This window comes from Bacillus cereus group sp. BfR-BA-01522 (genome assembly GCF_022662635.1).
GTDB classification, from domain to species: Bacteria; Bacillota; Bacilli; order Bacillales; family Bacillaceae_G; genus Bacillus_A; species Bacillus_A cytotoxicus.
On sequence record NZ_JAKUDY010000003.1, the window covers coordinates 253,283 to 279,251 of the forward strand.

Consider the following 25,969-nt stretch of genomic DNA (forward strand, 5'->3'; position numbering starts at 1 on the left):
TGCAAACAATTCATGCATGTAATTGATGATAAAAGGTACATGCAAGATATTATATCCCTCTGGAACGATAATTGTTTAGAAACAGCAGAGTGTAAATTGGAATAAAATGGAATAATAAAGGCTGAAGGCTAAAGGATAAAGTGTAAAAAACATACAAGATCAAACTTAATATAATTATATTGCAATCCAAAAATTTTGACGAAAATCTGTACGCTTTTGTAGTACAAGTATCCATTACAATTTTGTTAAATTTATGATACGCTACATAAACTAACAAATTTTGAGGGTTTTTTTTGATATAGTATAAATAATTTAAAAAAATCAGTTTTATTTAAGGGGATATGGCTTAGTTGATATTAAAAATGGTTTAGAGGAGTGTACTTATGCATAAAGAATTTGAAATTGAAGAATATACAGAGATTGAAGAGCAAATTCATTATTATTGTCAATGTTTGTTGGTAAATCATCCTGAACAAATTATAAGGTATTTAGAAAAAAGGCTTGAAAAATATACCGAAACGTTAAAACATGCACACTTATACCCTGAAAAAATCATTTTATCCATTCAACATTTAGTAATTGAGTATTCCTGTGATCTTGCTAGAATTAGAAGGTATTTAAATTTAGAAACGTAGTTTATAATTTACGAATGAATATGAAATAGTATGAGATGAATATTGTTAGGTGAGCACAGTTTAGAATGATTTTGTTGTAAACAAGTTTGTCTAACTGTCTGCAAATGTACTAAAATATTCATGTTCCGAGCTATAAAATTAGAGATGTACACCATTATACAGAAGAAAAGGACAGGGCTAACTTGTTTAATAAGGTTGTACTCAAAAAATTTTTCGCATATTATAACTGAGCCGGAGATTGCTTGTCGAATTTTATTACACTTGAATAGAAAACTTTACGGAAGAAGCAAATTGAAAGATTGTATGCCATTTTAGTCAGATTATGTATCATTATTTATAATTATATAGTCAATAAAAAGAGAAAGAACGGAAACAGATGAGGATCGATTAGAAGAAAATGATTTTTTTGCCTATTCGTATTACGCGCTATACATTGAATACAAACGTATGGGAGTGCATTTTTAAGTATTTTAAAGTATAAGGGAAAGAAAAAATGAGATTGTTGTATGAATATATAGAATGAAATTTCATTGAGTAATTTGCGATGATTTTAACATCATGGACAATCTAACCTTGACAAGGCTCATGTATGATGGAACGCTTTCTTTTGAAGTACTGGCAGAAGGACTGTGAGAAAGAGAGTATCGAAAACCACATAATTCGACAAAAAAATTCCTGTGTTGTTGTAGAACAATGTAGGAATTTTTTTGTGCATAAGTACAGATTCTGTTTTAAAATTAAATTATGACAGAATTATAACAATTATCTAACTACTATTCTGTATCTTTTGAAAGGCAATGGTTGTAGTACAAACTCGCACGCTGTCGAAACTCAATATTCGATAAGGGGTGTGTAGCGGAATGGAATTTACTCTAACTCGCGAAAAACAAATGATTAAAGAAATGGTACGTGATTTTGCTGAAAAGGAAATTGCTCCGAAGGCTGTTTACCATGATAAGACAGCAGAATTTCCATATGAAACATTTCAAAAAATGGGCGAACTAGGTTTGCTAGGCATCCCATTCCCAGAGGAGTATGGTGGTTCTGGTGGTGATACATTATCATACGTATTAGCCGTTGAAGAAATTGGCCGAGCTTGTGGTGGTACAGGTTTAAGTTATGCTGCAACAATTTCGTTAGGTGCTTCGCCGATTTATTACTTCGGTACGGAAGAACAAAAGCAAAAATATTTAGTTCCGATGGCATCAGGGAAAACATTGGGTGCTTTTGGATTAACGGAACCGAATGCGGGATCAGATGCAGGTGGAACACAAACAAAAGCGATTTTAGATGGCGATGAATATGTGATTAACGGTGAGAAATGTTGGATTACAAACGCGGAATACGCAAACACAATTATTGTAACCGCTGTCAACGGTGTTGATGAGAACGGTAGAAAACGTATTTCTGCATTCATTGTGCCAACGATTAGTGAAGGACTAACTATTTCAAGCCCTTACGATAAGATGGGGGTTCGCGCATCTAACACTTGTGAAATTGTATTAGAGGACGTACGTGTACCGAGGGAAAATATACTCGGTGATGTGAATAAAGGCTTTAAACAATTCTTATATACACTTGATGGAGGTCGTATCTCGATAGCAGCATTAGCTGTAGGGATTGCACAGTCTGCATTTGAACGTGCACTTCAATATGCAAAAGAGCGTAAGCAATTCGGGAAAACAATTTCGAATTTTCAAGCGATTCAATTTAAGCTAGCTGATATGGCGACTGAAATAGAGTTAGCGCGAAATTTAGTACATAAAGCAGCTTGGTTAAAAGATCATGATAAACCTTTCGGCAAAGAAGCGGCTATGGCCAAATTGTTCGCATCTGAAGCGGCAAGTCGTATTTCAAATCAAGCAGTACAAATTCATGGTGGATATGGATATATGCGTGAATATGAGGTAGAACGACATATACGTGATGCAAAGCTATTGGAAATTGGTGAAGGGACTTCTGAAGTTCAACGTCTTGTAATTGCTAGACATTTAGGATGCAGATAAAAGGAGGACTCACTATGTTTCAAAAAATATTAATTGCAAATCGTGGAGAAATTGCAGTCCGTATTATAAAAACATGTCAAAAACTTGGTATTCAAACCGTTGCGATTTATTCAGAAGCAGATGAAAATGCACTTCATGTCAAATTAGCAGATGAAGCGTACGTAGTAGGTGGGCCACGTGTTCAAGAAAGCTACTTAAACTTAGAAAAGATTATAGAGATCGCCAAGAAAACAAATACTGAAGCCATTCATCCAGGGTATGGATTATTATCAGAAAACCCATCCTTAGCTATTCGGTGTAAAGAAGAAGGAATTGCATTTATCGGACCTTCTGACGAAATCATTGCCAAGATGGGAAGTAAAATCGAATCTCGTTTGGCAATGCAAGAAGCAAATGTTCCAGTTGTACCTGGGATTACAACAAATATCGAAACGGCTGAAGAAGCACTTGAGATTGCAAAACAAATCGGTTATCCGTTAATGCTGAAGGCATCCGCTGGAGGCGGAGGCATTGGAATGCAGTTGATGGAAACTGAGCAAACGCTCACCAAGGCGTTTGAAAGTAATAAAACAAGGGCTCAAAATTTCTTTGGAAACGGTGAAATGTATTTAGAGCGCTATATTGCAGATGCACATCATATTGAGATTCAAATTCTTGCCGATACACATGGGAATACAGTGTATTTATGGGAGCGTGAATGTTCTGTCCAGCGCCGAAATCAAAAAGTAATAGAGGAGGCACCTTCTCCGTTTTTAGATGAAAAAACGCGCAAAAAAATGGGAGAAGTTGCTGTACAAGCAGCGAAAGCGCTCGGTTATACAAACGCTGGTACAGTTGAATTTCTTGTCGATGATCAAAAGAACTTTTATTTCTTGGAAATGAATACGAGATTGCAAGTAGAACACCCAGTAACGGAGGAGATTACAGGATTAGATCTCGTTGAAGAACAGATTCGCATTGCCTATGGCGAGAAACTATCCTTTACGCAGGAAGAAATAAATCGCAATGGTCATGCTATTGAAGCGCGTATTTATGCAGAAGATCCAAAGACGTTCTTCCCATCACCAGGAACAATTACGAATGTAACGTTACCAACTCATGTGCGCATCGATCACTTTTTAGAAAATAATGTAACAATTACACCTTTTTATGATCCGATGATTGCGAAAATCATTGCACATGGTGAGACGCGTGATGAAGCAATTGTAAAATTACAAAATGCGCTGCAAGAATTGAAAGTAGAAGGGATTAAAACGAATACACCGATGTTACTCCAAGTGTTAGAAGATGAAGTATTTCAAAGCGGAGTATATACAACTGGATTTGTAGCAAAACAACTTGTGAAAAAATAAGATGTATCACTATTAAAGGGGGAAAAATGATGACAAAAGTATATGCATCGATGGCAGGTAATGTTTGGAAAATTGTAGTGGGAGTAGGAGATCCGGTAGAGGAAGAACAAGATGTCGTCATTTTAGAATCTATGAAAATGGAAATTCCAATCGTTTCAGAAGAAGCTGGAACAGTTATGAAAATACATGTTCAAGAAGGTGATTTTGTTAATGAGGGAGATGTGTTAGTAGAAATTGAATAGTGAAAATGGGGGGTGAAATGGATTGAAATTACCTAATTTTGCTGTCATTAAGGAAGTTGGGCCAAGAGATGGCCTACAAAATGAAAAAAAGATCATTGGCACAAAAGATAAAGTAACATGGATTCAATTACTAACAGAAGCAGGATTATCATACATTGAAGTTTCCTCTTTTGTTCACCCAAAGTGGGTTCCTGCTTTAGCTGATGCAAGTGATGTATTTAGAGAGCTAAAGAGGGAATCAAATGTGACATATGCTGCGCTTGTTCCAAATCAAAATGGTTTGGAACGAGCTCTTTTGCAAGATGTTGATGAGGTGAATGTCTTTTTATCAGCAAGTGAATCTCATAATAAAAGTAATATTAATAAATCTATGAAAGAAGCAGTAGCAGTCATAAAAGATATTACGAAAAAAGCTGAGTTTGCTGGTAAAAAAGTGAGAGGGTATGTGTCTACTGTATTTGGTTGTCCATATGAAGGAAATGTAAGTATAGAAGAAATAGATGAATTATGCAACCAACTCTTTTCATATGGTATTTATGAAATCTCACTAGGAGATACAATCGGTGTAGCGAATCCCCTTCAAGTAGAACAAGTATTAGAGCATTTATTAAAAAAGTATGATGCTTCTCAGTTTGCTATGCATTTTCATAATACGTATGGAATGGCACTTGCAAATGTTGTGAAATCTTTAGAATACGGAATTACAACCTTTGATAGTTCGTGCGGTGGTTTAGGTGGCTGCCCTTATGCACCAGGAGCTTCAGGAAATGTTGCAACAGATGACCTCGTGCATATGCTTCATAAGTTAGGTGTACAAACAAATATAAATGAAGAAAAGTTATGGAAAGCTAGTCAATTCATTCAAAATAAACTAAATATTCAATTACCTAGTCATGTGTATAAAGCGCTTCAACATAAAACGATAAGTAGGTGAGAATATGCTACAATTACAAAACATTTCTGTTGATTATGTAACCCCACACATCGTAAAGTTGACATTAAATCGTGAAAAGCAAGCAAATGCTCTATCTTTAGCGTTATTAGAAGAATTGCAGTCGATATTAACTCATATTCATGAAGAAGCAAACGTTCGGGTTGTTATGATAACAGGTGCTGGAGAAAAAGCATTTTGTGCTGGTGCAGATTTAAAAGAGCGCGCCAATATGAATGAAGAGCAAGTACGTCATGCTGTTGGAATGATTCGCTCGACAATGAATATGGTTGAGCAGTTAACGCAACCTGTAATTGCTGCGATAAATGGCATAGCACTTGGCGGCGGAACGGAATTAAGTTTAGCATGTGATTTCAGAATTGCAGCGGATTCAGCAAGTCTTGGTCTTACGGAAACATCCCTTGCAATTATTCCAGGAGCCGGCGGGACGCAGCGTTTACCAAGATTAATTGGAATCGGTAGAGCAAAAGAATTAATATATACCGGAAGACGTATTTCAGCTCAGGAAGCAAAGGAATATGGTTTAGTAGAATTTGTTGTACCGAAACATTCTCTTGAAGAGAAAGCGATTGAAATGGCTGAGCGAATTGCTAGCAACGGCCCGATTGCGGTCCGATTAGCAAAACAAGCGATTTCAAATGGGATTCAAGTAGATTTACATACCGGATTGCAAATGGAAAAGCAAGCATATGAAGGTGTTATTCAAACGAAAGATAGATTAGAAGGGTTACAAGCATTTAAAGAAAAACGTAAACCAATCTATAAGGGGGAATAAATGTGCTAGATCAAAAACAACAGTTGCATTCATTAGAAGACCGTATTGAAACAATTACACAAGGTGGCGCACCAAAATATCACGAGCAAAATAAAGCGAAAGGAAAACTTTTTGTCAGGGAGCGTCTAGCACGATTATTTGATAATGGAGAATATGTAGAAGATGCTTTATTTGCTAATTGTGAAAAGAAAGACTTACCAGCAGATGGTGTTGTAACTGCAACAGGAAAAATACATGGTCGTACGGTATGTGTAATGGCAAATGATTCAACAGTAAAGGCTGGATCTTGGGGGTCTCGTACAGTCGAAAAGATTTTACGTATTCAAGAAACAGCTGAAAAATTACGAGTTCCTTTATTTTATCTCGTTGACTCTGCTGGTGCGCGCATTACTGATCAAGTTGAGATGTTCCCAGGGCGCCGCGGAGCAGGAAGAATTTTTTATAATCAAGTAAAGTTGTCAGGTAAAGTACCGCAAATTTGCTTACTATTTGGACCATCAGCAGCTGGTGGTGCGTACATTCCTGCATTTTGTGATGTTGTGATGATGGTGGAAGGAAATGCGTCAATGTACTTAGGGTCTCCGCGCATGGCCGAAATGGTAATTGGTGAAAAAGTAACATTAGAAGAAATGGGCGGTGCTCGTATGCATTGCTCTGTATCAGGATGTGGCGATGTTTTATGTAAAACAGAAGAAGACGCTATTTCTCAAGCAAGACAATATATTTCATACTTCCCAAATAACTACTTAGAAAAAACTCCTATGACGACACCTCAAGAGCCAAAAGAATTCGAAAAAACGTTAGAACAAATCATTCCAGAGAATCAAAATACCCCATTTAATATGAAAGATTTAATTAATCGAATTGTTGATGAAGGTTCCTTCTTTGAAGTGAAAAAACTGTTTGCACAAGAATTAATTACAGGTTTAGCACGTATTGATGGAAAGCCTGTAGGAATTATCGCAAATCAACCGCGCATGAAAGGTGGCGTGTTATTCCATGACTCTGCCGATAAAGCGGCGAAATTTATTAATTTATGTGATGCCTACCATATTCCGTTATTATTCCTCGCTGATGTGCCTGGATTTATGATTGGTACGAAAGTGGAAAGAGCTGGTATTATTCGCCATGGTGCGAAAATGATTTCGGCCATGAGCGAAGCTACGGTACCAAAAATTTCAATTGTTGTGCGAAAAGCATACGGTGCTGGGCTATATGCGATGGCGGGACCTGCATTTGAACCAGATTGTTGCTTAGCATTACCAACTGCTTCTATTGCGGTAATGGGACCAGAAGCGGCTGTGAATGCAGTTTATGCCAAAAAAATTGCAGCGTTACCAGAAGAGGAACGCGCAGCATTTATTGAAGAAAAGCGTGAAGAGTATAAACAAGATATTGACATTTATCGATTGGCATCGGAAATGGTGATTGATGGAATCGTTCATCCGAATGATTTGCGAGAAGAACTGAAGAAACGTTTTGATATGTACATGAGTAAGTATCAAATATTTACAGATCGTAAACATCCAGTTTATCCAGTATAGAAAGCCCTATTTAGGGCTTTCTTGTTCGAAAACATAAGGAGGGGAAAACATTGAAACAAGCTGTTTGGTTTCCAACAGAAGAATATAAAGAAAAAACGCGTTTATATGGATGGATGAAAAAACTTGGTTATGAAGATTATGATGTGTTTTATAAAAAATCAATCGAAGAAACGGCATGGTTTTGGGGCGAAGCAGAAAAAGCAGTTGGTTATCAATGGATGAAGCCTTATATGGAAGTACTAGATTTAGAAAATGGCACACCATTTGCCCATTGGTACACAGAAGGGACTTGCAATGTTGTAGAATCCGCTTTATCCCGTTGGCTAGCGGAAGAAGAAACAAGAATGCAGCCTGCACTGATGTACGAAGGAGAGAATGGCACGTCAAAGTCATTTACATATGAAGAACTTGATCATTGGGTAAGTAAAGTAGCAAATGGATTGAAACATTCAGGAATTGAGAAAGGGGACCGTGTAACGATTTATATGCCAATGATTCCTGAAACAGTCGTTGCAATGCTAGCTGTTATGAAAATTGGGGCCATTATTTCTCCTATTTTTTCAGGTTTTGCAGCAGATGCAGTGATGACACGAGTTCAAGCAGCTGGATCGAAAATGATTATTACAGCTGATGGCTTCTCACGTCGTGGCAAAATTGTTTCTTTAAAAGATGAAGTGGATAAAGCGTGTGAACAATGCCCAACTGTTGAAAAGGTTGTCATAGTTCGCCATGCTGGAAATGATTTTACACCTCATAATTATGACCTTTCGTGGAGCATCCTTGAAAAGGAAAAGCCATTTACGCATGCAGAAGAAATGAAGAGCGATGATCCACTCATGCTGATTTATACGTCTGGTACAACGGGAAAACCGAAAGGAACGGTTCATACGCATGCCGGATTTCCTTTAAAGGCAGCGTTTGATGCCGGATTTGGGATGGATATTAAGCAAGGAAATCGTGTTCTATGGGTAACTGATATGGGATGGATGATGGGACCGTTTTTATTATTCGGTTCTCTTATAAATGGCGCTACAATGGTTATGTATGAAGGAGTTCCTGATTATCCAAAAGCAGATCGATTATGGGAAACAGTAGATCAATATCAAATTACACATCTCGGCATTTCGCCAACTTTAATTCGAGCATTGATGGCGAAAGGTGATGAATATGTAAAACAACACTCATTAAAAAGTTTAAAAGTTTTTGCATCTACAGGAGAACCATGGAATCCAGACCCTTGGATGTGGCTCTTTGAAACAGTTGGGAAAGGAAAAGTTCCAATTTGTAATTATTCAGGTGGAACAGAAATTTCTGGTGGGATTTTTGGAAATGTTCTTGTAAAGCCCATTGCTCCGGTTAGTTTTAATGCTGCGTTACCAGGAATGGCAGCTGTTGTATTAGATGAACAAGGAAATCCGATTCAGGATGAAGTAGGGGAACTATGCTTAGAAAAACCTTGGGTAGGAATGACGAAGAGTTTTTGGGAAGATGATGAACGGTATGTGAATACATACTGGTCACGCTTTAAAAATAAATGGGTACATGGCGATTGGGTTATTTATGATGGAGAGCAATATATAATTACAGGGCGCTCTGACGATACATTAAATATTGCAGGGAAACGCATTGGACCGGCGGAATATGAATCGATTCTTATGAAACATACTGATATTGTAGAAGCGGCAGCAATTGGTGTGCCAGATGATGTAAAGGGCGAGGTTTGTCATTGTTTTGTTGTTTTACAAGAAGGAATATCTTTTACTGATCAACTAAAGAAAGAACTAATGGATTTAGTGAATTCTCATATTGGAAAAGCACTATGTCCTAAAGATATTCACATGGTAGAAGATTTACCAAAAACGCGAAACGCTAAAGTCATGCGACGAATTATTAAAGCAGCATACTTAGGTAAAGAACTAGGAGATTTATCTTCACTTGTCAATCCTGAAGTGGTTCCTTACATTCAAGGTTTGCAATCGAGTCGAATATAAACAAAAAAATGGGCTTCTTTCATAAGAGGCTCATTTTTTTGTTTATATAATAGAGTATAGGACAAGTGTTGGTTTTCTTCATCCCTATGTCTTTGTCTCTATCATCTCTATTCTTGTTAGCATATTTTATAGTAAAAGAATAAAGGGGTGAAATTATGGGTTACCGAGATGATTGTTGGTATGAAAAGAAAAGATCTAAGTGTTCAGGCAGAAACGGTGGTTATGATAGACATGATTGTGATGATTGTTGGAAAAAATTCGAAGAGTGTAAAAAAGAAAGCAATCTAAAATGTGATTGTTGCTGCACAACTGGAATTGTTCGTAAATTAAGAGCATTAAGAGGTACATCTGTAGCTGTAGAAATTACTACTAGCAGTGGTCAAGTCATTGAAGGAACTGTTGAATCAGTTGATTGTCATACTGCTGATATTACGGCAGCAGGAGTGCGAGTAACAGTTTCTGTTTGTGAAATTGAGTCATTTTCACGTGTTGTTTAACAGTTAGCTCGTTTAAAAGCTGTTCTATTGAGAACAGCTTTTTTAATTTATATGAATATTTCTATACAAAGTTCGAATCTACATAAAAAGAAAACCTTACTGTTACGAAGGCACTGAAAAAGGGATTGTTTTCTATCAGAATGTTGAGAATGGAAAGGAATTAGGCATTTATATACAAGTAGATATTAGACTTCTTTGGACTTTGTCAGTGACCTCGCTAATAGGGCTTTCTTTTTGATAGGATATTGCGGTTACATAATAGCCATTTTTAAAACAATCCACGTTCGCCTTTTTGCTGAATTAAATAAGAAATAGCTTCTATATGATCACCGACAATTCTTGTCGTTGAAGGAGCTAAACCACCAGTTTTAGAGAAATGTTTATCAGGGCGAATGCGATTCATTTTATCAACGTCGACACGATGAACGTTTTTTACTTGTAATCCGCTTAATATTGCTTTTACTTGTCCGTATACTGGCGAAGTAAGAGCATCAAACCCGATCGTTTCAATACATTTTTTACTAAAGGCATGCGGTACAGCGACAATAGAACCAACTCCTAAATCTTTACGATCACAAGCTAAATTAACAGCGTATTTACATGCTGTTACAATATAGAGCGGGAAACGATAAGAAAGATAATGATCTAAATCATTCAGTGCTAAATCAACACCATTTTCAACCGCATGTACAAATGGCAGTAGATCATTTGAAGGGATTACAAAATCTCCATCAATAAATAATAGTATATCGCCTCGTGCAAAATACGCACCAATTGCTCTGCCAGTATCATTTCCCAATTCTTCTTCATACATAACAATCGTTGCTCCGTGCTTTTTCGCAATTTCTGCTGTTTTGTCAGTCGTACCATTAACAACAACTATAATTTCTAAAGGATTTAATTTTCTAGATTCCTGGATAATCGCTTGTATCATTTTCTCTTCATTTTGAACAGGAATAATAATAGATAATTGCTTCCCACCATAGTTGGATGTGTTTACGCCCCAGCCTGTATAATGAACTTTAGGAAAAGACTTACTCTGCTTTAATTTCAATCCTTCGACAATATCTCGCCTTCTTCCACCATCAGAATAATGTGCACGGGGATTTTTTAGCTCATCGATCCACTCTGCCATAGCTGCGATATGATTTCCGATAATTCGCTTTTCAGAAGTAGAAAGTTCATTATGCTTTGCAAAATGTTGCTGAGGATTTACGCGATTGATTGAAATGACATCAATTTGTTTATGACGAGAAATGCGGAAGTTATGTTGGATTATTTTGAGATGAGCGAGCGTTGGGTTTCCTAGCGATTCTGCTCCAATGGTATGAACGACTTCTTTTGTCATCGCGTGCGGAACAGAAATAGGGGAATCGATTTTTAAATCCGGACGATGAAAAAATTGATTTGTAACTTGTCTCCAAATCGTTGTGGAATGGGGACGCTGTTTTTTATAAAAAATATAGTCTAAATTATTTAATACAACGTCAGCTGTATGATTCATTAACGGTTGAAGAAATTCGCGTAATATATTGCTATCAAGCGGAAAATCAGCATCCATAAACAACAAAATATCTCCTTTTGCTTGCTGTGCGCCAATAGCACGTCCAATATTATGTCCAAGGGCTGCTTCGAAATTTAACACATGGCATTTATATTTGTGAGCAATTTCTACAGAACGATCGGTACAACCATTAGCAACTACAATAATTTCTAAAGGATGGATTTGCAGAGCCGCTTGCAACACACGATCTAAAGTTTTTTCTTCATTAAAAACAGGAAGTATAATTGAAATAGATTTTTTCTGCATGAAAATTCTCCTTTTATATGAATAAATTAAACTCATATAAATAATGTATGTATATTTTGAAAAGGTGGTTAATCTTTTGTCGTAATTCCTTCCAATATATACATTAAAAACACAAACAATGAGCATTACATTTCTAGAGAAAAGATTTCAAATATGTTTTGCTTCCCTAGTGATGTAATATAAACAGCTCGTGATCCATCTGTTCTAGTAATCCAATTTTGTTCTAGCATTCGTTCTAAAATAGCATTGCCGAGGGCTCCAGCAATATGATATTGTCTTTCAGTCCAATCTAAGCAACATTTTGAAAATGCACGTCTTTTGTTACGTAATATGTCTAAATTTATACCAAAATCTTCAAAAAAATGTGCGCCAATTTCAGTGACCTCAAATTCTGACCCATTCTTTTGTAATACTTGTTTATATAGTAGAGAATTAGTAAGACCGACACCCAATTTTCCAGCTAGATGATCATAGCACGTTCTGGCATATTGAATTTCTTCATGTTTCTTTATTTCTTTAAAGGATTGAATAGGTTTAAATGGAACGATGTAGAGTAGTTTTCCTAATATTTCTGCCATTTCTTGATTTGCTAATTTGTAATAGTGATATCTACCATGCTTTTCAACTTCGAGAATTTGCATGGTATATAGTTTATGAAGGTGAAAACTTACTGTTTGAGGTTTGATTTTTGCGACCCGTGCTAGTTCAGTGGCTGGATGAGGGTGACCATCCATAAGATGTGTTAAGATAGCCGCTCGTGATGGATCACTAATAAGAGAGGCGACTTTTGCGATATTTTCATTCACACTTACTCACTCCTTTTTTATATTCATATTTCGATGATAATAGAAATTTTTATGTTTTACAATAAGGAAAGAATGAATGTAAGAAGTGATAATATGAACTTAGAAATAGGTAAAAATGTATACAAAGAGATACACCCGAAAATCTTATACTATGGAATGCCAGTGTATTTCTTATCAACGCTGAACGAAGATGATACAACAAATATAAGTCCGATGTCTTCCTCATTATGATCCATTTTTTGCAATTGTGGAAACAGAAGTTATTCATGTACATGCCCATACAAATATCATAAAAGATGGAAATCCTATTGATCCGTAAAAATGGAATCCATTATTTTATAATTTTAGATATTATTTCTCAATTGGAGAAGAGCTTGGTAGGAATTATCGAACTTGAAAGCGAACATTCTACTTATTTTGCAAGAAATGATTTTAAATAGCTTATAAATTGAATCAGAAAAGTTAAGAGTCAGCATTTATGTATCCGCTGAATGAAGAACAGTTATAAAGGTATGTAAAGGATACCAATCATAGAAATGCGAATCCTTTAGTTTATAAGGTAACAGAAGAAAAAGGTAAAGTAATAGGCGTATTTTCCTTGGCAGAGTAAATCGAATAGAAAGAACAGCACGGATAGGTAAGGTTTTAGTCAGAGATAAACAAATGAAAGGCAAATCTGTTGGTGACAAGGTGATAAAGAGGGTACTGCCTATCGCATTTGAAAAAGAAAAACTGATAAAAGATGCACATAAAATATGGGAGAGGAAGATTTCAAAAGAAAGATTGCTTACATCCAGATTCATGTAGAAAATGATTTCTTTGAAAAACCGACTTACAGAAAAAGGATAAGTCGGTTTTGGATTTACAAATTCTCTGAGTCTTGTTTTCGCACATGAATAATTATTGAAATCATGATAATAAATAAAACGGTAATGCTTTGTACAAAAAAGTTCTTGAATGATAGTGATGATAGCCATGATGAGATATAGTCTTTAAAAGATTGAAAAGATGGGAAATAAGTAGGATGGAAACCATAGTTAAATAATTTTTTTGATTCGATAAAGGAGCTGTTTTCTCCCTTTGCACCTAATACAACTGAAATCAGTCTTCTATCTTTTTCTTTTGCCGTTCCAACAAAGCTGTAGCCAGTAGTAGGTGAAAAACTTGTTTGCAAACCATCAACGCTTTTCAGCTTTACATTTTTATCAAGCGAATAGAGCATTCTATTTGTATTAAATACATGGATATCTTTGAAGATGAATTGATAAGAGGTCATACTGCTACTTTTTAATATCATTGGGTAATCATAAAGTAATTGACGAGCTAATTTAGAGGCATCTAAAGCGGTGATTTTAGAGAATTGCTCTTGTTTATTTGAAACCCCTGTTACATTTATAAAGTATGTATCTTTAGATAATCCTAGCTGTCTTGCTTTTTCATTCATTAGTTTTATAAAATTTTCTTCATTTGTTGATATGTGCTCTGCTAAAGCTAGTGCTGCACGATTATTCCCCGTTAACGCAACAGCATGGAATAAATCGCGAATTGTGATATCACTTTTAACTGTAGTACCAATATCATTCGCTCCTATGTGAAAAGAATTATCCTTTATAATCACTTCATCTTCCCATTTTAGGGTACCGTTATGTATTCGTTCTAAAAGAATATATTCTGTCATGAGTTTAGATAAATCACCTGAGGGAAAAGGCGAAGTTTCATTCTTTTTATACACAATTTCACCAGAATCAGCATCTATTAAAATCGCTGACTGCGATTGAATAGCGGGACCATTTACATAAATGTAAAAATATAAAACGATAGCTATTGTAATGAGTAAAGATAGAAATATAAGCATTGCTTTTTTTAAGAATTGCATAAGTATTCCCCCTCGAGATCCTTCCGTATTTCCTATTGTAAAAATGAATACTTAATTAGGGGGTAAGAAAAGGTAAAGAATTTCTAAAGAATTTTTAAGAATTACTAAAGTGTGGGTAAAAATAGGGGAGATTCGATTTCTTAACGCTTAAGAAATCGAATCTTGAAGATAGATAAATTTTATTTATATCGAAGTAGTTTCACAGTAAAAGTTGTTTTTTCTTCATCACTGTATACTTCAATTGTTCCGTTGTGAAGTTCTACAATACTTTTGGCGATTGCTAATCCAAGCCCAGATCCTCCTGTATATGCCGACCGAGATTTCTCAACGCGATAGAAGCGTTCAAATATATGAGGTAAGTCAGTACTTGGGATGGGCTGTCCATAATTTGTAACGTCAATTGCGACTAGATTTCCTTCTTCGTAAGCTGTAATATCAATATATTTACCATCACTTCCATACGTAATGGCGTTGATAATTAAATTTTCAAATACACGTACAAGTTTATCACCATCAGCTAATACCATTAGTTTTTGAGATGGATATGAAGGTCTGCATTTAATATTTGCTTCTTGAAGTTGGATACGAAACTGGACAGTTAATTGTCCTAGTAATTCAATCATATCAATAGGTACAGAGCGTAAACTCAATTCTTTATTTTGTACGCGTGTATATTCAAATAAATCATTCATCAATGTATTTAAACGGTGGACTTTGTCATAAATGACTTGTATGTAATGGCGTAGTTCTACTTCATCTCGATAGTTATCATGCTGAATCAAATTTACATATCCAACTATAGATGTGAGAGGAGTTCGTAAATCATGTGATACATTTGTAATGAGTTCACTTTTCGCTTGTTCTGTTTGTCGTTCTTCTTCAATCGATACTTTGAGTTGTTCAACAATTTGGTTGACGCCAATCGCTAATTCTTCTAAATGATCCTGTTGAACAATGGAAACTTTATGATTAAAATTCCCGTTCGCAATATAGCGAATTTCTTCAATCATTCTCTTTATGCAAACTCTATAATATAACTTTTTTTCGTGGCGATAAAATATATAAATATAGAATGAAAAGATTGAAAACCAATATAAATAGGATAGCATCATAAACCAAATGGATTCTTTCAATCCTCTATATTTTTCATAACCAACAATTCGAACAATCTCTTTTCCTAATTCTGTTAGCGTGAGGGAACTATCAATTACACTTGTCACGAGACGATATATAATAATTTCAGTAATGGGTGTCAATAGAATGGCTAACACAAGCCAAAGAACAATTTTCCATTTCGGAATGACTCTTAAAATATCGAAGGTTTCATTTTTCAATTTTATAACCTACTCCCCAAACAGTATGAATAATTTTCTCGGTATTTATCCCCGTTTCCAATTTGTCCCGTAAGTTACTAATATGGACCATCACAGTCTTGTTAGAACCATACCCATCTTCATTCCAAACACGCTCAAATATTTCTTCTGAACTAAATACCCTCCCTGTATTGCTAGCGAGTAAATAAAGAATATCAAATTCGATGGAAGTGAGTTTAATATTTTCTCCGTTTACTTTCACAGTATGATTATGTTTATGTATTTCTATAGAACGAATGCGAATCATACCGTCTTCATTTACTTGAGAAATCGTTTGTTGAAAGGACGATCTACGTAGTAGCGCTTTGACTCTAGCCATTAATTCTAATGGATTAAACGGTTTAATCATGTAATCATCTGCACCTGTCATGAGTCCTAATATTTTATCCATATCTTCTGCTTTGGCACTTAGCATAAGAATCGGAACTGTGTTATTATGCTCTCTAACTTGTTGGCAAACTTCTAATCCATTGCGTTTTGGCATCATAATATCTAAAATCATAAGATCAATTTCATACATGGATAGCATTTGTAAAGCTTCATCACCATCATACGCTTTATAAATATCATAGCCTTCATTGCGTAAATAAACTGCAAGTAATTCTACAATTTCTTTATCATCATCAATAATTAATATATTTTTATTCATTATATATAATTCCTTTCTCTACAATGATTCAACATTACTATAATAGCAAACATTTAGAGGTTTTGTAGTAACGTTTCCTCATAAAATTTCATGTAACGTATTAAAAAGGATTTAACATATACATAACGAATACAATAATAAAATGAGAATATTTATATTTTCGTTGTAGGAAAAGATAATCATGAGGTGAGATTTTTTATGCAGTATAATGATATCTATACATTTCAAGTAGCGGGAAACATAGAAGAGGATATGAAAGATTTTTTATTAAAATATGAAAAAGAGTTTACATATAAGCATTCTATGCGTGTTGCAAATGAGGCACGTAAACTGGCAAGAAAGTTTCATGTGAACGAAGAAGAGGCAGCTATTGCAGGATATTTACATGATATTAGCGCCGTCTTTCCAAATGAACAACGTATTGCAGCTGCTGAATCATTTGGAATAGACATACTGCAAGAAGAGCGAGAGTTTCCAATGATTATTCACCAAAAGTTATCAAAAGAAATCGCAAAAGAAATATTCAAAGTGACAAATGAACAAATATTAGATGCAATTGGTTGCCATACGACTTTGCGAAAACATGCAACAGCGATGGATCTTGTCTTATTTGTAGCGGATAAAATAGAATGGGATCAAAAGGGAGTTCCTCCATATATAGACCGCGTGAAGAAAAGTTTAGAAATCTCATTGGAGCAAGCTGCTTTTGCATACATCTCCTATTTATGGGAAAGGAAAGATACGCTTAAAGTATTACATCCTTGGTTAGAAGAAGCGTACTGGGATTTAATTGAGGTATTGGATTAGAAGAGACTTGCATATAAATATAAAAGGATATATGAATAGCGCATTTCCAAGTGTCATTTTAAAATCGAGCATTTACTTTCAATGGGAGACCACCTTCATTTTGATTTTGGAAAAGACATTTTTTATGTGAGTGTGGCACTGCTACATGCAACAACAAGTATTTTTCTCAAATATATAAATATAATATATTGTTATTCCAAGATGTATTTTCTACAAAAGATATGATATTTGTAGTAATAAATGTTTATCGCTTTAAAAAGGATAGATTAAGAAAACAGAAGAAACTAAGGCTATATAGCCGATTTCTGAAAAAGAAAGAATTACAATTTCGACTGAGGCAAGAAACGTTTCCCTATTTCTTTGATAATGAGGACGCAGAGTTATATTGTACATATCAATTTTCATTACAGTGTTTGGCAGAAGATATTAAGTATATACCACTCATAAAAGCTATGAATCATGAAGACTTTCCTAATTTCTATCCGCGTTTAGGTGGAAGAGCAGATATTTCGTATCCTGACGTTTTTCTTATCAATACAACGAAGGACATTATCATGTTTATCTATGATGATAGAGGATGTGAAGTGATTGCGAAGAATAAAGAAAGTATAAGACATTTATATAACTAATATGAAAAGTGGATACCAGATTATGAGTGCGATCATATAGCAACATTGTTTAAATGAAAATAGGAGGAAGTGAAGCATGTAATGAAACGTATTGCCATTGTATCTGCAAGGGAATCAGAACTTACGTATTTGCATCAATATTATCCAAGCGAACATGTTGAAAGACGAGCAGCTTGGGAATTTCATTTTCATTCTATTCATGAATTAGAAATTATATCAGTTGTTACTGGTGTAGGAAAAGTTAGTTGCGCAAGTTGTGTACAACTATTAATTAGTGAATTCCAGCCTGAAGAGCTTTTTATGACGGGCATTTGTGGTAGTTTATCGAACAAAGTGAAGAATGGTCATATCGTTGTAGCTCTTCATACTTTACAGCATGATGTGCCAGCTGCTGGAACGGGAGAAGATCAGTTTAATTTATATACTGGGAGAACAGCGCCAATTGAAACAACGAAAGTGCTTGTCAGACAAATAAAGAAAATGCGTTTTCATGAGCCAGTTCATTTTGGAACAATTTTATCCGGCGACCAACCTATTCGCAGTCCAGAAATGCGCTATCTGTTACATACTGTATATGGGGCATTAGCAGTTGATCAAGAAATAGCTGCTTTTGCCTATGTATGCCGTGCAAATAAAAAGCCATTCTTATGTTTAAAAGTAGCTTCTGATCAAGCAAATGATAAAGCAGAAGAAGAAAAAAACATCTTTAAACGATTAGCGTGTGAGAAATCTTGCGAACATTTAATTTCTTTTTTACGAATGCACAAGAGAACTATAAATAACATATAAAGGAGCCTCATACGAGATATGGGAACAAAGGATACAATAGCGGTGATTAGTGCAAATGGAAAAGCTGGAAAATTTCTTGTAGACCAAGCGTTACAGGAAGGATATCAAATACGAATTTTAACGCGACATCCAGAGAAAATGTGGAAATTATAAAGGGAGATGCGCGTAATTGCTATGCCATACAAGAACTGCTTCAAGGTTGTCAAGCTGTTATTAATGCTGTAGGTCAGCCTAAAAAAAAGAGTCTTACATATTCAGTGCCGTGACAAGTCATATTTTAAAAGTAATGAATATAAAATAAAACGGTATATTTTAATTTCTGAAGGATCATTAGATAAAAGGAGATCAAAAAAGTATCCTAAACAAAATAGGAGCCGTATTATTTCAGTTGTTTTTTCAAAAGATGATGAGTAATAAATATAAAGAATTACGCCTTCTACAACATAGCGATATAGATTGGACAGTTGTTAGATTACCTTTTGTTGTAGAAGGAACAGGTATTGAGCGATCAAAGAGAATGTAGTAGATGTACCAGGAATTAAAATTCAAAATGGAGATATCGCCCCTTTTGTTATCAAGCAAATTAAAGATCGTATATATGTACAAAAGTGTCCATTCATTTCAAATTAAGAAAAATATAAGATATATGTTTTATTATAAAAGCATAAAGGTATAATCCTTTATGTTTTTATTTGTTAATGATGGAATTTGAGAAATATGTTTTAGCAAGCTCCTTTTATACAACCAGTTGAATTAATAGCCGAAAATAAATTATTTATTATATAATTATTATCATATAAAAGATGATTTTAAACAAAATAAAAGGATGGATTTTTATATCTTATATCTTCTTTGTTGACTCTCACACTATGTCATTGTTTAAGCTAGAGTTGAGCTTCGAAATAAATGGAAATTACAGGAGGAACAAATGTTTAAAATAGGGGATTTTTCAAAACTTTCTTCAATTAGCATTCGAATGTTGAGACATTACGATAATATGGAGTTATTGCAGCCTGAAAAAATAGATGCGCAAACTGGTTATCGTTATTATTCAGCAGCACAATTATAGAAAGTAAATCAAATTCAAAATTTGAAGGATATGGGATTTCGTCTCACTACTATTAAAGAAATATTAGAAAATAATAATATAGAAATTATGACAGAACATTTTGTTCATCGTACGTCTCAAATAAGAGAAGAAATGAAAGCCCTTCAAAAACAATTGCGACTTCTCGAAGACTCAATGAAAATAATGAGAGAGGATGTTATTGAAATGAACTATCATGTTTCTTTGAAAGAGATACCTAGAAGGAAAGTAGCAAGTGTTCGAAAAGTGATTCCATCTTATCATTGTGAAGGAGAGTTATGGAATATATTGATGCAAGAAATAAAACGACAAAATATAAATATAGCGAATCCAAGGCATAGCTTAGCTATATTTCATGATAATGAATAGAAAGAAAAAGATGTAGATGTAGAAATACAGATAAATGTGACAGGGGAATATGAAAATACGAAAGAAGTCATATTTAAAAAAGTCGATTCATCTTTTGTTGCCTCTATTACAGTTAGCGGAAGTTATGAACAAATGACAGCAGTTAACGAAGCTGCGGCAAAATGGATTGAATCTGAAAAATATAAAATTACAGGGCCGATGTTTAATATTTATCACGTGAGTCCAGCGATGGAATCTGATCCTACGAAGTGGATTACAGAAATTTGTTATCCAGTGAAAAAATGAATAATCGTTACAATTGTTTCATTATATTCATGGGTTTGTTTGTGATACCCTATAAGTTAACAAGAACGCTGCGAATAGGAAATCGAACTTATATAGAGAGTATAAATAACCATCAATAATGACAGTTTTTCCCTTTAAGTATTTTTGCACAGGTTGCACTTATGATTATGTTTGGATTCGTACACAAATTTTCTAGTAATTTTTCTTCTGCATTGTTTGTTCAATTTGTTTTCGGAACTTTTTTAACGACTCTTGCGGTTACAGCGCTTCCGCAGTGGCTTTCTTTTACTATTAAAAATCAAATTTTCGCACTATGTTTAGGCATGCTAGGTGGATTTATTGGAATGACTGCCGGGTTGTTTCCAACTGCGATTAGACGTATATTTATTTGGACTTATTACTTGGAACTTAGCCGGGTTGCTTATTTATACAAGGACTCCTTAAGTGCTTACATAGTCCAGTCGATCAATCTTTGGAATGTCATCGTTACAGTAGCTTTAGCTATCTTATTCTATATTATCGGAACCGCTTTATCAAAAGATTGCTCTACATATCATTTTATTGTACAAGATAACGAGGAATTCCAAATGAAAAAATAGCTGAAATTACCGAATTACCTTATTCTTCAAAAAGAAAACAAACGGTTCAAGAAGGGCACAGCCTAGACATTCCAATGGTAGCAAGAATTATGCAGGCTCAGCAAGGACAGCTTATTCTAACAAACAACGAAAATCAAAAAGGTTTACAAGTTGTTATGGAATTACCTTTACACTCACTTGTCTAAGCAAAACAAGAGATTAGAAGGCTTCAAAGCATTTTTTCAAGAAAACTTTGTGGTCTTTTCATACTTCAATTTATAATAATATACTTCACAAGAAAATGCCCTCCTAATGAAAAAGTATTGCAATTATAACTTTAAAAATGCAGATTTAGGAAATGTTGTTTCTTTTGAGAAACCAAGAGAAGTTAGCAATTCAAACTAAAACTTTAACAAAGTTTTTTGAAAATTAATCTTGTTAATACCAATTAGTTTTCAAGTTTTTCTAACTGTATTGTCTCAATTAAAAGATGGCATTGCTAGCATATAGCGATTTGTAAACGAATTCAGAAGGGAAGGGTATATGTCGACTATTTATCATGGGATTACTTTAAAAACTATTTTAAGTAATAAGTTTTTATTTTGCTTAATATGGATTTGAGTCAATAGCAACAATTGTTAAAGAGTATAATCAATTAAAGAAGGAATTAAAAAGCAAGAACAAGGAGATTAAAACACATTTTTTTGAATATAAGGATGATGATTTTGTTCAACTTAAATTGTTATAAAAGGTATATTTGTAATCGAACGACAACTTATATTTTAATTTTGCAGAATAATATATATGAGAGTAAATAAAAGAGGAAAATTATTGTTTGTATTTATAATGAATGTCAAATTACAGGAGAGGTTTCTAAAAAAGAATGTTACTCTAGCAGATGGTATGATTACTCTAAGCGACAAGGGAGCTAACTATTTAGTAGATGAGTTAAAAAAATATTTAGTCAAGTGGGTTCCTGCTAGTTTTTCATAAAGTGACACTTTAATCAGTGGGGGATTTTCTTCATCCCCCACTGATTATTAATTGAACCAATCGGGTTGCTCGTTAATGCGGGATAAAGTGTAATAAACCTCTTGCAAGTGTATGTTGTTCTATTAAGATTTATTGTTAGGGAAAATTTTTATATACTTATCTTTTCCCTAACAATAAGATTATATGTAATAATTATATTGTGGACATTCTGGAACTTAAATATACCAGTTAATAATTAGTCCTGCATGAACTAAGCCACCACCAAATCCGTATAAAACTAATTTTTGATTATTAATTAGCTTCTCTTCTTTTATAGCTAAATCTAATGCTAATGGTATTGAAGCGGCTGAAGTGTTACCAAAATACTCTGCGCTAGTTAATGTTTTTTCTAGTGGATATTCCATTTTATCACACATAGATTCTATCATTCGAAGGTTAGCGCTATGTGGGACAAACCAATTAATTTCATGTAAATCCATTCCTACTTTATTAATTAATGTCTTTACACCAATTGGTACATTTTTAACAGCCCACTTATAAATTTCTCTTCCGTTTTGTACAAGATATGGAGTGTCAGTTAAGTCAATGTCACTCATCTTTTTAGATAAACCAACTTTATACAAGTGAATGCCTCCATCGCCATAAGACCCCATATGAGAAGACAAAAAACTAGGGTTATTTTCATCATATTCAACTAAAGCGACGCCTGCCCCATCCCCAAATAGGATACAGTTAGATCTATCTGTATAATCAGTTATTTTAGATAACGTTTCTGCTCCTATAACTAATATTTTTTTGTTCATTTTAGATGTAATTAGACTATTGGCTAGCTGTAAACCGTAAACAAAACCAGCACAGGCTGCATTTAAATCTAGAGCTCCACAATTAGGGATACGTAATTGTGCTTGTATTTGGCTAGCTACGCTGGGGAAAGCATAGTCAGGAGTAGATGTAGCCACTAGAATCAAATCAACATCTTCAATTGATTTGTTGTATCTATTCATTAAATTTTCTACTGCTTTTATCCCTAGGTTAGTAGTAAATTGGGTAGGGGATGCGATTCTTCTTTCTTTGATACCTGTACGTCGAACAATCCATTCGTTATTAGTATCAACCATTTTTTCTAAATCATCATTGTTTAAGATCTTTTCAGGTACATAAGATCCTAATGCAGTAATACGAGCTTTTGACAAAATGTCTTCTAGCATGTGCATATTTATCACACTCTTTCTGTTTGGAATTTCTTAATAAATAAGTGAAATTGGATTAAAAATGAATAATTCCAAAAATTAATACCAGGTACTATTAATAGATATAATAACAATTGTGTAAAAAATGTCAATACATTAATGAAATATAGTGCGAAAATTAATACAAAATAAATTTTCTTTATATTATAAATATTGACAAAAGTATGAATTGTTTATATAATCCGTTTTGTTATTGAAAATATGAAAAAATAATCTAATAGTTAGGTTGGATTTTTTCAATTACGAAATATTACAATAAATATTAGGAGCTGATAATATGAGTTTGGACGTTATTGAGGTATTGAGAAATATTATTGAAACAGAGAGTAAAAAAGAAATTTCTAGTTTAAAAGAAGATATGACTTTTACTAATTTAGGGATTGAATCTATGGATAAAATTCGTATTGTGATACAAGTTGAGAGGAAGTTCGGAGTTGAATTTTCTGAAACAGATGCAGCTAATATTGAAACTATTGGCGATTTAGTTCATTTTATTAAAACTAATGGTTCTGAGGTGAAATAATGGATATAAAACAAAGAGAAGTTGTCATCGTTGGTGCTGGAGTATCTGGAAGTTCCACAGCGATAAGATTATTAAAACAGGGTATTAGACCATTAATGATAGACAAGGCCATTTTTCCTAGGGAAGTAGTAGGAGAAGGTTTGTCTCCTGTTATTTGTGAATATTTAAAAGAGTTGGATGTTTTGGAAGAAATTAATCAAGGGGGATTTTTGAAAAAAAGTTCATTGCAATTAGTATCTCCTTCAGGGCATAAGTCTTATGCTGCTGTAGATTTTAATAAGGATATTTATAACGATAGAGTTCATTCGTCACCGTGGGGATTTAACGTCAGACGTAAAGATTTTGACATGGTTCTATTTAATAAAGCTAAAGAACTAGGAGCAGAAATCCTAGAGGGAACGTCGTTGAAGAAAATTTTGACTGATGAGAATGGAAATATTAATGGAGTGGTTATAACTAATATCGATGGAAATGATGTGGAGATTAAAACCAATTTGGTAATCGATTGTTCAGGAAGAACATCGCAATTAGCAAAACAGTTTAAATTGAGAGCCCCATTAGAAAATATTTTTGATGGACAATGGGCTAACTATGCTATTAGATGTTATTTTAAAAATGTAAATTTAGAACCATTAAAAAGAGACGTACAGGATTATGATCTTGCCACAGTAAACATATTACCAGATGCGGATTGTTGGTATTGGGTTATTCCATTGGAAGAAAATTTATTTAGTATTGGATTTGTGGCTAGAAGTAAAACAAAAAATATATTAGACGGGTATAATGATAAACTTAAAGCTTATAGAGAGTTAATAGAAAAACATCCAGTATTAAATGAAGTTGTAAAGGACGCAGAAATGTTAAATGATGTTGCTGTTACATCTAGGCTTGGCCATATGAACACTAAGATGGCGGGTAATGGATTTATGTGTGTGGGAGACGCGGGTTTCTTTGCCGACCCGGCATGGGCAACTGGGGTTACAGTAGCCTTGTTAACTTCAAAAAAAGCAGCTGAGGTCTGTGAAAAAGCAATTCAATCAAAAGATTTTAGTTACAAAATATTAAACGAGTATGAAGTGTTCTATCGTAATTATCTTAACAATCCTTTTAATAGTATACGTGCATATAATACATATTATAATGACACGGAATATGTAGACTTTTTAGTAAAGCGTTTAGCTGAAAAGCCTGAGGAAATGGACTTAATCGTAGCGGTGTTATTTGACTATGTTAGTCATAATAAATTTACAACATGGACTTTTAATGTTTTTAAAGACTACGTAGCCACAACAAGTAAGTTTCCTGTGGTGAATAAGGTGGCACAAATCGATTTTAATTCACAAAAAATTCAATCTACTTTAGTGTGAGTAGTTTTAGAGGAGAAAATGAGATGAAAAAAAAAGCGATTGTAGTTGCTGGTGGAGCATCTGGTATAGGGTTTGAATTAATGCAAAATTTATTGAAAAATGGATTTCATGTTATTAATCTCGATAAGAATAAATCCAGTATTGGTCAAGTAGAACGTTATGTAGAATTTATTGTTGATTTGAATGATCCAGAAAGAATAAAAGGTGTAGTACAAAAATTAGTTACTGAAGATTATGAAATAGAAGGATTAGCAATTATCGCAGGTATCGGTTATGTTACACCTTTTTTTGATTTAAGTCCAGTAGAATTTAAATCTCAAGTAAATGATAATTTACAAATTGTATTTAATGTTTGTTATTCAGTCATTCCATTTTTGATTTCAACAGCTTCCATAGTAACTGTCGGATCGACAAGCGTATATGGTTTTGCTGGATCCAGCGTCGCTTATGCAGCAGCGAAGGCTGGAGTAATTGGATTAACAAAAAGTTTGGCTCATGAATTGGGGGGGAGGGGAATAAGAGTGAATTGCGTCATTCCAGGGGCAGTTGACACTCCTCTTTTGAAAAAACTTTCAACTTCTACGGAAAGGAATACAATGGCTAGATTTTCAGCTTTAGGAAAAATAGCTAAACCTGATCAAGTAGCTAAAACTATTTATTTCCTACTGGGAGGGGATTCAGCACATATCACGGGGCAAACTCTAGTAGTAGATGGTGGATTATCTCTAGCTTATCGTCCAGCATATATGTAATATTCAAAAAATCAGTTACCCGTTTCCAGGGT

The 25,969-nt window shown here is 34.2% G+C and carries 23 protein-coding genes and 5 pseudogenes; 22 read left to right on the forward strand and 6 right to left on the reverse strand.

The window, feature by feature from the left end:
- The first annotated feature begins 383 nt into the window (after positions 1 to 383).
- The 9 genes from MR059_RS06325 to MR059_RS06365 all read left to right on the forward strand — a co-directional run bounded on the left by MR059_RS06325 (position 384) and on the right by MR059_RS06365 (position 9,994).
- Positions 384 to 635, forward strand: a complete 252-nt coding sequence (locus MR059_RS06325) for a hypothetical protein (protein WP_012094290.1) — start codon at positions 384 to 386, stop codon at positions 633 to 635.
- A gap of 860 nt (positions 636 to 1,495) precedes the next feature.
- Complete coding sequence (locus tag MR059_RS06330) at positions 1,496 to 2,641, forward strand: acyl-CoA dehydrogenase (protein WP_242161638.1); 1,146 nt, start codon at positions 1,496 to 1,498, stop codon at positions 2,639 to 2,641.
- A gap of 14 nt (positions 2,642 to 2,655) precedes the next feature.
- Positions 2,656 to 3,993, forward strand: coding sequence for an acetyl-CoA carboxylase biotin carboxylase subunit (locus MR059_RS06335; RefSeq protein ID WP_012094292.1), 1,338 nt, complete (start codon positions 2,656 to 2,658; stop codon positions 3,991 to 3,993).
- Between the two features lie 26 nt (positions 3,994 to 4,019).
- Positions 4,020 to 4,235, forward strand: a complete 216-nt coding sequence (locus MR059_RS06340; RefSeq protein WP_012094293.1) for an acetyl-CoA carboxylase biotin carboxyl carrier protein subunit — start codon at positions 4,020 to 4,022, stop codon at positions 4,233 to 4,235.
- Between the two features lie 22 nt (positions 4,236 to 4,257).
- On the forward strand, positions 4,258 to 5,169 hold the full coding sequence (locus MR059_RS06345; RefSeq protein ID WP_242161639.1) for a hydroxymethylglutaryl-CoA lyase: 912 nt from the start codon (positions 4,258 to 4,260) through the stop codon (positions 5,167 to 5,169).
- 4 nt (positions 5,170 to 5,173) lie between these two features.
- On the forward strand, positions 5,174 to 5,962 hold the full coding sequence (locus MR059_RS06350; protein ID WP_012094295.1) for an enoyl-CoA hydratase: 789 nt from the start codon (positions 5,174 to 5,176) through the stop codon (positions 5,960 to 5,962).
- Positions 5,963 to 5,964: 2 nt separating this feature from the next.
- Positions 5,965 to 7,506, forward strand: a complete 1,542-nt coding sequence (locus MR059_RS06355) for an acyl-CoA carboxylase subunit beta (RefSeq protein WP_012094296.1) — start codon at positions 5,965 to 5,967, stop codon at positions 7,504 to 7,506.
- A gap of 50 nt (positions 7,507 to 7,556) precedes the next feature.
- A complete protein-coding gene (locus MR059_RS06360; RefSeq protein ID WP_012094297.1) occupies positions 7,557 to 9,497 on the forward strand; it encodes an AMP-binding protein in 1,941 nt (646 codons plus the stop codon).
- Between the two features lie 155 nt (positions 9,498 to 9,652).
- Positions 9,653 to 9,994 carry a hypothetical protein gene (locus tag MR059_RS06365; RefSeq protein WP_012094298.1) on the forward strand — a complete coding sequence of 114 codons (342 nt, stop codon included), beginning with the start codon at positions 9,653 to 9,655 and terminating at the stop codon, positions 9,992 to 9,994.
- A gap of 268 nt (positions 9,995 to 10,262) precedes the next feature.
- Here the strand turns inward: MR059_RS06365 and MR059_RS06370 are convergent, their stop codons facing one another.
- Positions 10,263 to 11,804 carry a glycosyltransferase family 2 protein gene (locus tag MR059_RS06370; protein WP_012094299.1) on the reverse strand — a complete coding sequence of 514 codons (1,542 nt, stop codon included), beginning with the start codon at positions 11,802 to 11,804 and terminating at the stop codon, positions 10,263 to 10,265.
- A 125-nt stretch (positions 11,805 to 11,929) separates the two neighbouring features.
- A complete protein-coding gene (locus MR059_RS06375) occupies positions 11,930 to 12,610 on the reverse strand; it encodes an ArsR/SmtB family transcription factor (protein WP_242161640.1) in 681 nt (226 codons plus the stop codon).
- A 93-nt stretch (positions 12,611 to 12,703) separates the two neighbouring features.
- Between MR059_RS06375 and MR059_RS06380 the strand changes: the two are divergent.
- A pseudogene (locus tag MR059_RS06380) lies at positions 12,704 to 13,007 on the forward strand (hypothetical protein).
- Positions 13,008 to 13,472: 465 nt separating this feature from the next.
- Here MR059_RS06380 and MR059_RS06385 read toward each other — a convergent pair.
- The 3 genes from MR059_RS06385 to MR059_RS06395 all read right to left on the reverse strand — a co-directional run bounded on the left by MR059_RS06385 (position 13,473) and on the right by MR059_RS06395 (position 16,508).
- Positions 13,473 to 14,486 carry a D-alanyl-D-alanine carboxypeptidase family protein gene (locus MR059_RS06385; RefSeq protein ID WP_242161641.1) on the reverse strand — a complete coding sequence of 338 codons (1,014 nt, stop codon included), beginning with the start codon at positions 14,484 to 14,486 and terminating at the stop codon, positions 13,473 to 13,475.
- A gap of 179 nt (positions 14,487 to 14,665) precedes the next feature.
- Positions 14,666 to 15,820, reverse strand: a complete 1,155-nt coding sequence (locus MR059_RS06390) for a sensor histidine kinase (protein ID WP_242161642.1) — start codon at positions 15,818 to 15,820, stop codon at positions 14,666 to 14,668.
- Positions 15,810 to 16,508: a response regulator transcription factor gene (locus MR059_RS06395; RefSeq protein ID WP_012094303.1), complete on the reverse strand. Its 699-nt coding sequence runs from the start codon at positions 16,506 to 16,508 to the stop codon at positions 15,810 to 15,812. The genes MR059_RS06390 and MR059_RS06395 overlap by 11 nt, the downstream gene beginning before the upstream one ends.
- 198 nt (positions 16,509 to 16,706) lie before the next feature.
- Here MR059_RS06395 and yqeK point away from each other — a divergent pair, with 198 nt between their 5' ends.
- The 9 genes and pseudogenes from yqeK (at position 16,707) to MR059_RS22225 (ending at position 22,045) form a co-directional block, all read left to right on the forward strand.
- Complete coding sequence (gene yqeK / locus MR059_RS06400) at positions 16,707 to 17,315, forward strand: bis(5'-nucleosyl)-tetraphosphatase (symmetrical) YqeK (RefSeq protein WP_242161643.1); 609 nt, start codon at positions 16,707 to 16,709, stop codon at positions 17,313 to 17,315.
- Between the two features lie 13 nt (positions 17,316 to 17,328).
- Positions 17,329 to 17,944, forward strand: a pseudogene (locus MR059_RS06405) (DUF3885 domain-containing protein).
- An 81-nt stretch (positions 17,945 to 18,025) separates the two neighbouring features.
- Positions 18,026 to 18,733, forward strand: coding sequence for a phosphorylase family protein (locus MR059_RS06410; RefSeq protein WP_242161683.1), 708 nt, complete (start codon positions 18,026 to 18,028; stop codon positions 18,731 to 18,733).
- Between the two features lie 18 nt (positions 18,734 to 18,751).
- A pseudogene (locus MR059_RS06415) lies at positions 18,752 to 19,363 on the forward strand (NAD(P)H-binding protein).
- A 298-nt stretch (positions 19,364 to 19,661) separates the two neighbouring features.
- A pseudogene (locus MR059_RS06420) lies at positions 19,662 to 20,474 on the forward strand (MerR family transcriptional regulator).
- Between the two features lie 167 nt (positions 20,475 to 20,641).
- Positions 20,642 to 21,073 carry an ABC transporter permease gene (locus MR059_RS06425; RefSeq protein WP_239431023.1) on the forward strand — a complete coding sequence of 144 codons (432 nt, stop codon included), beginning with the start codon at positions 20,642 to 20,644 and terminating at the stop codon, positions 21,071 to 21,073.
- Between the two features lie 5 nt (positions 21,074 to 21,078).
- Positions 21,079 to 21,258, forward strand: coding sequence for a hypothetical protein (locus tag MR059_RS22215; protein ID WP_396021791.1), 180 nt, complete (start codon positions 21,079 to 21,081; stop codon positions 21,256 to 21,258).
- A 304-nt stretch (positions 21,259 to 21,562) separates the two neighbouring features.
- Positions 21,563 to 21,664: pseudogene (locus MR059_RS22220) on the forward strand (ABC transporter permease); the annotation flags it as partial.
- A gap of 291 nt (positions 21,665 to 21,955) precedes the next feature.
- Positions 21,956 to 22,045, forward strand: a complete 90-nt coding sequence (locus MR059_RS22225; RefSeq protein ID WP_373367231.1) for a hypothetical protein — start codon at positions 21,956 to 21,958, stop codon at positions 22,043 to 22,045.
- 215 nt (positions 22,046 to 22,260) lie between these two features.
- On the opposite strand, the gene MR059_RS06440 is transcribed toward MR059_RS22225, so the two are convergent.
- Complete coding sequence (locus tag MR059_RS06440; protein ID WP_041810362.1) at positions 22,261 to 23,241, reverse strand: ketoacyl-ACP synthase III; 981 nt, start codon at positions 23,239 to 23,241, stop codon at positions 22,261 to 22,263.
- 331 nt (positions 23,242 to 23,572) lie between these two features.
- Here MR059_RS06440 and MR059_RS06445 point away from each other — a divergent pair, with 331 nt between their 5' ends.
- The 3 genes from MR059_RS06445 to MR059_RS06455 are packed head-to-tail and all read left to right on the forward strand — an operon-like array spanning position 23,573 to position 25,937.
- Positions 23,573 to 23,818 (forward strand): acyl carrier protein, encoded by a 246-nt coding sequence (locus MR059_RS06445; RefSeq protein WP_012094308.1) that lies wholly within the window; start codon positions 23,573 to 23,575, stop codon positions 23,816 to 23,818.
- Positions 23,818 to 25,185 (forward strand): NAD(P)/FAD-dependent oxidoreductase, encoded by a 1,368-nt coding sequence (locus tag MR059_RS06450; protein WP_012094309.1) that lies wholly within the window; start codon positions 23,818 to 23,820, stop codon positions 25,183 to 25,185. Before MR059_RS06445 ends, MR059_RS06450 begins: the two co-directional genes overlap by 1 nt.
- A 23-nt stretch (positions 25,186 to 25,208) precedes the next feature.
- Entirely contained in the window at positions 25,209 to 25,937 is a 729-nt protein-coding gene (locus MR059_RS06455) for an SDR family NAD(P)-dependent oxidoreductase (protein ID WP_087094934.1), read from the forward strand.
- Positions 25,938 to 25,969 lie beyond the last annotated feature (32 nt).

Bases quoted from the DNA above. Each gene is read 5' to 3' on its own strand.
- MR059_RS06325 (WP_012094290.1), top strand. From the start codon at position 384: ATGCATAAAGAATTTGAAATTGAAGAATATACAGAGATTGAAGAGCAA.
- MR059_RS06330 (WP_242161638.1), top strand. From the start codon at position 1,496: ATGGAATTTACTCTAACTCGCGAAAAACAAATGATTAAAGAAATGGTA.
- MR059_RS06335 (WP_012094292.1), top strand. From the start codon at position 2,656: ATGTTTCAAAAAATATTAATTGCAAATCGTGGAGAAATTGCAGTCCGT.
- MR059_RS06340 (WP_012094293.1), top strand. From the start codon at position 4,020: ATGATGACAAAAGTATATGCATCGATGGCAGGTAATGTTTGGAAAATT.
- MR059_RS06350 (WP_012094295.1), top strand. From the start codon at position 5,174: ATGCTACAATTACAAAACATTTCTGTTGATTATGTAACCCCACACATC.
- MR059_RS06365 (WP_012094298.1), top strand. From the start codon at position 9,653: ATGGGTTACCGAGATGATTGTTGGTATGAAAAGAAAAGATCTAAGTGT.
- MR059_RS06370 (WP_012094299.1), bottom strand. From the start codon at position 11,804: ATGCAGAAAAAATCTATTTCAATTATACTTCCTGTTTTTAATGAAGAA.
- MR059_RS06385 (WP_242161641.1), bottom strand. From the start codon at position 14,486: ATGCAATTCTTAAAAAAAGCAATGCTTATATTTCTATCTTTACTCATT.
- MR059_RS06395 (WP_012094303.1), bottom strand. From the start codon at position 16,508: ATGAATAAAAATATATTAATTATTGATGATGATAAAGAAATTGTAGAA.
- yqeK (WP_242161643.1), top strand. From the start codon at position 16,707: ATGCAGTATAATGATATCTATACATTTCAAGTAGCGGGAAACATAGAA.
- MR059_RS06410 (WP_242161683.1), top strand. From the start codon at position 18,026: ATGAAACGTATTGCCATTGTATCTGCAAGGGAATCAGAACTTACGTAT.
- MR059_RS06425 (WP_239431023.1), top strand. From the start codon at position 20,642: ATGTTTGGATTCGTACACAAATTTTCTAGTAATTTTTCTTCTGCATTG.
- MR059_RS22225 (WP_373367231.1), top strand. From the start codon at position 21,956: ATGATTACTCTAAGCGACAAGGGAGCTAACTATTTAGTAGATGAGTTA.
- MR059_RS06445 (WP_012094308.1), top strand. From the start codon at position 23,573: ATGAGTTTGGACGTTATTGAGGTATTGAGAAATATTATTGAAACAGAG.
- MR059_RS06450 (WP_012094309.1), top strand. From the start codon at position 23,818: ATGGATATAAAACAAAGAGAAGTTGTCATCGTTGGTGCTGGAGTATCT.
- MR059_RS06455 (WP_087094934.1), top strand. From the start codon at position 25,209: ATGAAAAAAAAAGCGATTGTAGTTGCTGGTGGAGCATCTGGTATAGGG.